General features: G+C 66.3%; 5 protein-coding genes and 1 pseudogene. 4 read left to right on the top strand and 2 right to left on the bottom strand.

The window, feature by feature from the left end:
• A partial coding sequence (locus BRC58_02140) for a hypothetical protein (GenBank protein PSP19077.1) occupies window positions 1-757 on the bottom strand: 757 nt, incomplete at its 3' end.
• A 120-nt stretch (window positions 758-877) separates the two neighbouring features.
• Here BRC58_02140 and mtnA point away from each other — a divergent pair.
• From mtnA to map, 4 genes are all read left to right on the top strand, one after another.
• Window positions 878-1,975, top strand: coding sequence for an S-methyl-5-thioribose-1-phosphate isomerase (gene mtnA, locus BRC58_02135; protein PSP19076.1), 1,098 nt, complete (start codon window positions 878-880; stop codon window positions 1,973-1,975).
• A gap of 31 nt (window positions 1,976-2,006) precedes the next feature.
• A complete protein-coding gene (locus BRC58_02130) occupies window positions 2,007-2,498 on the top strand; it encodes a hypothetical protein (GenBank protein ID PSP19075.1) in 492 nt (163 codons plus the stop codon).
• A gap of 92 nt (window positions 2,499-2,590) precedes the next feature.
• On the top strand, window positions 2,591-3,463 hold the full coding sequence (locus BRC58_02125) for an S-methyl-5'-thioadenosine phosphorylase (protein PSP19074.1): 873 nt from the start codon (window positions 2,591-2,593) through the stop codon (window positions 3,461-3,463).
• 25 nt (window positions 3,464-3,488) lie between these two features.
• Window positions 3,489-4,319 carry a type I methionyl aminopeptidase gene (gene map / locus BRC58_02120; GenBank protein ID PSP19073.1) on the top strand — a complete coding sequence of 277 codons (831 nt, stop codon included), beginning with the start codon at window positions 3,489-3,491 and terminating at the stop codon, window positions 4,317-4,319.
• A gap of 8 nt (window positions 4,320-4,327) precedes the next feature.
• Here map and BRC58_02115 read toward each other — a convergent pair.
• A pseudogene (locus BRC58_02115) lies at window positions 4,328-6,099 on the bottom strand (succinate dehydrogenase).
• Window position 6,100: the final 1 nt, after the last annotated feature.

Raw genomic sequence — 6,100 nt, 5'->3', positions numbered from 1 at the left:
TCGATTTCGGCCCAAAGCTCGTCAGGCACGAGCGGCTTAGCCATGGCACAGATCGGAGCTCTCTACCCCTATCTATACCAGTTTTGTTAGGCGCTCTTAGTCTACGACTACTATAGGTGGCAACTCCCACCAGGATCGCCAGCGACGCGATCGCCAGAGCCACGCCCAGCGGCTGCCCGCTCGCAACGCTAGCGCCGGCATAGCTCAAACCCAAGATGGAGGGAACGCTCCCGACCAGAGTGGCTGTGGCGTAGGTGGGTAGGGCCAAGCCCGCAAGACCCGAGGCATAGCTCACCGAGCCAAAAGCCACCATGGGCAGCAGGCGCAGCGCCAAGACCAAACCGCCCAGGGGGCGATCCCCTTGCGGCGCCGCCGTCACCGTTTTGCCGGCAATCGCGCGCAACAGGGGCCGGCCCCAGAGGCGCCCCAGCGCGTACGCAATCAGGCTGCCCGCAAAAGCACCGGCCACGCTCAAGCTCCCCGCCCAGGCCGGGTCCCAAAGCGCCCCTGCTGCCGGCACAATGAGCGCGCAGGGGATGGGGCTAATCACAACCGAGAGCGCGACTAGGCCCGTATAGGCCAATGCGCTTTGAGGCCCCAAGCTCTCCAGCGCCGCTAGTAGGGCAGGCACGCGCTCGGCACCTAACTCGCTCAGTACCTGGCTGGGCGCGATCTGTAATGTCCATAGGGCCCCTCCCAAGCCGAGCAGCAGCATGATGGGAACCGCAATTGCAGCGATGAGGGCAGCTCGGGACATGGCCGGACAGGTTAGCCTCAATACAAGCGCCGCTGCTGGGTAGGCGATCGCTCACCCTAGTTGAACGCATCCAGCTGACGGACGGCAAGCCAACAATCCGAGGCTCATTGAGCAATCGCCATGCGCCGACAGAGCACCACAATTTACCCGGTCAGTTGGCAGGGAGAGTGCATCGCGCTCATCGACCAAACCTGCCTGCCGCAGGACTACGTCGTCCGCCACCTCCACCGTGCTGATGAGGTGGCTGAAGCCATTCGCACCATGCGCGTGCGCGGCGCGCCCGCCCTTGGCGTCGCAGTCGCTTACGGCCTGTATTTGGGCGCGCGTCCGCGGGCTAGCGACGATCACACCACCTTCCTGGAGCAACTGGAAGCAGTCGCCGAGCAACTGCGCCAAACGCGCCCGACGGCGGTCAATCTCAATTGGGCCCTGCAGCGATCGCTAGGCGCCGCCCGCCAAGCGACAGGCTCGCCCGAGCGCATGCGAGCTGCGGTTTTGGAGGCAGCCCACGCCATTCAAGCCCAAGACCTACGCACCTGCCAAGCCATCGGCCGCAGCGGCTGTCAAGCGCTGCCCGAGCGACCGCAGCAGCTCTCGGTGCTGACCCATTGCAATACCGGCTCGCTCGCCACAGCCAGCCATGGGACAGCGCTCGGCGTCGTCCGCTCGCTCTGGCAAAGCGATCGCCTCGCCCGGGTTTATGCCACCGAAACCCGCCCGCGCTTGCAGGGCGCCCGTTTGACAGCCTGGGAATGCGTGCGCGATGGCCTGCCAGCGACGGTCATTGCCGATGGCGCAGCCGCCCATTGCATGCAGCAAGGCCAGATTGACGCGGTTGTCGTCGGTGCCGATCGCATTGCCCGCAACGGGGACACGGCCAACAAAATTGGCACTTATGCCTTGGCCGTGCTCGCTCGCGCCCATGGCGTTCCGTTTTGGGTGGCCGCACCGCTCTCGAGCGTTGACTGGACCCTCGCTGAAGGCAGCCAGATTCCCATCGAGCAACGCCCCACCGCAGAGCTCAAGCAAATTGGCGATATGCCCACCTGCCCGCCGGCGGTGGATTGCTACAACCCAGCATTTGACATCACGCCGGCCGAGCTCATTACGGGCATCATCACTGAATGGGGAGCCGTTGCGCCCCATGAGCTCGCCACCTTGGAACCGGCGCAGGCGCCAGCTGCCGAGCGAGGTACCCCAGCCCAAGCGAGCGCTTAGTTTGCTGCAGCACCGCTATTAAGGCAAAGCTATGGATGCCACTGACAGCCGTCAGGTGCTACTGCAAGCGGCCCAGGGCAACCGCATTGCACCCTCGGAACTTCAGGCTGCCATCGCCGCACTAGAGCGCCAACCCTCGGCACAAGCCTCGAATTTAGAGGGCGAGTGGCGCTCGTTTTGGACCAGCGGCACTGCCCGAGCGCAACAGCTTGGGCTCCCCACGCAGCGGCTAGCTGGTTGCATCCGGCAGCGCTTTAAGACAGCCCAACATTGGCTTGAGACCGAGCTGGATTGGGGGTGGGGTTATCTGCGCGCGAGCGGTCCGTTTGAGCTTACCGAGCGGCAGCGCATCCGGTTTACCTTCGCGCAGCTAGCGCTCAAATTGGGGCCCCTCCCGGCCGTCCGGATCCCGCTGGGCCAGCGGGCGCGGGGCTGGTTGCAAACCACCTATCTGGATGCGCAAGTGCACATCGAGCGCGGTGATCGCGGGGGTGTTGCCGCCTACGTCCGCGCAGCCTCCTAAACGGGCCATTGCATTGCCTGAAAGGCAGCTTAGAAGCCGCGCGATCAGGGTGGCTAAAATGGCCGGGCGCGGGCAGTTCCCCAAGTATTCCCATGGCGCAGGCCACCATCGGCATCATCGGCGGGAGCGGGCTCTACCAGATGGAGGCCCTGCAGGACGTGCGCGAGGTCAGCTTGGACACCCCGTTTGGCCCGCCCTCGGATGCGTTTGTTACCGGCACCTTGGAGGGGATGCCCGTTGCGTTTCTGGCCCGCCACGGCCGCAACCACCACCTATCGCCGAGCGAAATCCCTTTTCGGGCCAACATCCACGCCCTCAAGCAGTTGGGCGTGTCCTACGTCATTGCCGCCTCGACCGTGGGCTCGCTGCAAGCTGATGCCAGCCCGCTGGATATGGTGGTGCCCGATCAGTTTATCGATCGCACCCGCGAGCGCCGCTCGACCTTTTTTGGCGAGGGGCTAGTCGCCCACATCAGCTTTGCCGATCCGGTTTGCCCGCAGCTGGCCCAGGTGCTGGCCGATGCTATTGCCGAGCTAGAGCTGCCGCAAGTAGGGCTCCATCGCGGCGGAACCTACGTCTGCATTGAAGGGCCCGCCTTCTCCACCCAGGCCGAGTCGCACCTCTATCGCAGCTGGGGCGGCACCGTGGTGGGCATGACCAACTTGCCCGAGGCCAAGCTCGCCCGCGAGGCCGAGATGGCCTACGCCACGCTTGCGCTAGTGACCGATTACGATTGCTGGCATCCGGACCACGGCAGCGTCAGCGTTGAGATGGTGATCGACAATCTCAAGCGCAATGCCGCCAACGCGCAGCGCGCCATCCAGCAAACCGTGCGCCGCCTGCAGCAGCACGCGCCCAGCTCGCAAGCCCACCAAGCCCTCAAGTCGGGCATTTTGACCCCGCTCGATCACGTCCCGTCAGCGACCCGCGACAAGCTGCACGTCTTGCTGCAAAAGTACCTGTAGCCGTCATGCCGCCAATGGCCCGCCCATGAACGCTCTGACCCAGTGGCTGGCACCGCGCTCGCGCAGGTTCCCCCGCCGCCTCAAGCGGCGCCGCGGCATGACGATCAAATCGACGCCGGACGTTGCCGCCATGCGCGAGCCCAACCGCATTGTGGCGACTGTGCTCAAAGAGATTGGCGAGCGGGCAGTCCCGGGCGCCACGACCGCGGATCTGGATGCCTACGCCGAAGCGCGCATTCGCGAGTTGGGGGCAACGCCTAGCTTTAAGGGCTACTACGGGTTCCCCGGCTCGGCCTGCATCTGCCGCAACCACGAGGTGGTGCACGGCATTCCCAGTGCCAATGCCGTGCTGCGCGGGGGTGACTTGCTCAAAGTGGATGTGGGCGCCTACAAAAACGGCTTCCACGGCGACTCGTGCCTGACGGTTGCCGTTGGGGCGGTAGCCCCCCAAGCCCGCCAGCTCATGCAAGCTGCCGAGTCCGCGCTCTATGCGGGCATCGGGCAAGTTCGAGCGGGCAACCGCTTGTCCGACATTGCCGCCGCAATCGAGGATTGCGTCGCCGCCACGCCCTACAGCATTGTCGATTGCTTTACCGGTCACGGCGTGGGCGAGCGGCTGCACGAAGCGCCGGCCGTGTTCAACGTCCGCACGCAGCAGCTCCCCAACGTCAAGCTGGAGCCGGGCATGACGCTGGCAATCGAGCCCATCCTCAACGCCGGGTCCCAAGTGACGCGCACCCTCGCTGATCGCTGGACGGTCGTCACCGTGGATAATGCCCTCTCGGCCCAGTACGAGCACACGGTCCTGGTCACCGGCGACGGCTGCGAGATCCTCGCCGACCGCGAGCGCGTTTGAGCCCGGCCTCACTCCAGTAGGTGATAGTCCAGCTGCGTGCCGCGCGCCAAAGCGGCCTGCACTTCGGGGCTGGGAGCTGGCACCGGCTTCCACGCCAGCGCCAGACGCTCGCCCGCCAGGCGTACTGTCAGGTTGGCCTGCTGAGCTGGGTCGAGGTGCGGGCAGTCAGTGCGGTAGTGGGCGCCGCGGGACTCAGTGCGCGCGATCGCGGCTTGCAGGATGGCTTCGGCTAAGGTGAGGCCAAACTGCAAGTTGAGCGCAGGCTCGAGCGCCGGCGCACCGCCACCGCCCACCGCCACCGAACGGTGCCAGCGCTGGCGCAATTCGGTGAGGCGTCCCAGCCCTGCAGCGTTGCCCCATCGCGCAAGATGCCCGCATGCCGCTCCATCAGCGCCCGCAACTCGGTTAGCAATGCCGTTGCTTGCGGCCCGGCCGCAGTTAGGGCTTCGAGCGCTTGTCGCTCCTGCTGGAAGCGCGATGGCAGATCGGCCGGCGGAGTGGCTTCGCTGGCGTCCTGCACCAGCACCTGGGCCAAATGCGCCCCGACCCGCTGGCCCGCAGCCACCGTTTCGGCGAGCGAGTTGCCCCCCAGCCGGTTGGCGCCATGCAAGCCGGCGGCCGCTTCGCCAATAGCGTACAGGCCGCTCACCTCGGTAGCGCCCGTATCGGGATCGGCGCAGATCCCGCCCATGGAATAGTGGACGGTGGGCGCGACTTCCATGGGGTCGGTGGCAATGTCGGTGCCTAGGGATTGGAAGCGCTCGTAGGTTGCCGGCAAGCGCGCTTGCAGCGTGGCGGCATCGCAGTGCGAGACATCCAAATGCACGCCCCCTTGGGCCGTTCCGCGCCCACCCCCAATTTCGCGGGCAATGGCGCGCGCTACCACGTCCCGGGCCGCTAGCTCCATCTGTTGCGGGGCATGCGCCGCCATGAAGCGATCGCTGCAGGCGTTGTAGAGGCGGCCGCCTTCGCCGCGCACAGCTTCGGTGACCAAATGCCCGTCCCAGGTTGAGCCGTACCGCTCGCCCAGCATACCGGTGGGATGGAACTGGACGAATTCCATATCGGCGAGCGAGGCGTCGGCTTGCAGCGCCAGGGCGACGCCATCACCGTTGTTTTCATCATCGCGCGAGGTGTGGCGGCTGTAGAGTGCCGAGTAGCCGCCGGTCGCCAGCACGATGGTGCCGGTGCGAATCAGCACAAAGCGCCTGGTGCCCCCATCGCAGCCGATGGCGCCGCAGACGCGCTCGCCGTCCGAGAGCAAGCGCGCGACGGTCAGGCTGTCGCGGTAGGTCACGCCCAGCTGCTGGGCCCGCGCGACCAAGGTCGCTAGCAGCGCCCGCCCGGTGCGATCGCCGACAAAACAGGTCCGCCGGTAGGACTGAGCGCCAAAGTAGCGCTGCTCGATCCGGCCGCTTTCGGTGCGGGCAAAGGGCATACCCCAGGCGGCCAGCTCGCGGATGCGCTCGGGCATCTCCTGCGCCATTCGCTCGACGGCGCGGGGATGGTTGAGCGAGTGGCCCTCGCGCAGGGTGTCGGCGGCGTGGTGGGCCCAACCATCTTCAGGGTCGCGCGATCCCAGGGCGGCGTTGATGCCGCCGGCTGCCCACACAGTGTGGGCGTCATCGCGGGCGCGCTGGCTGACCACGAGCGGGTCAAAGCCGCGCTCGGCCAGCGCAATGGCAGCGCGCGCGCCCGCCGCACCGGCCCCAACAATTAAGACGGGGACGGTGAGGTCCTCGGCATCGGCAGTCCTGGCAGTGGGGGATGGAGTTGCCATA

This window comes from Cyanobacteria bacterium QS_8_64_29, assembly GCA_003022125.1.
Taxonomy (GTDB): Bacteria; Cyanobacteriota; Cyanobacteriia; order Cyanobacteriales; family Rubidibacteraceae; genus QS-8-64-29.
Note: the sequence above shows the minus strand (reverse complement) of the source record. Positions and strands in the feature narration are given on the sequence as shown.

Bases quoted from the DNA above. Each gene is read 5' to 3' on its own strand.
- mtnA (PSP19076.1), top strand. From the start codon at position 878: ATGCGCCGACAGAGCACCACAATTTACCCGGTCAGTTGGCAGGGAGAG.
- BRC58_02130 (PSP19075.1), top strand. From the start codon at position 2,007: ATGGATGCCACTGACAGCCGTCAGGTGCTACTGCAAGCGGCCCAGGGC.
- BRC58_02125 (PSP19074.1), top strand. From the start codon at position 2,591: ATGGCGCAGGCCACCATCGGCATCATCGGCGGGAGCGGGCTCTACCAG.
- map (PSP19073.1), top strand. From the start codon at position 3,489: ATGAACGCTCTGACCCAGTGGCTGGCACCGCGCTCGCGCAGGTTCCCC.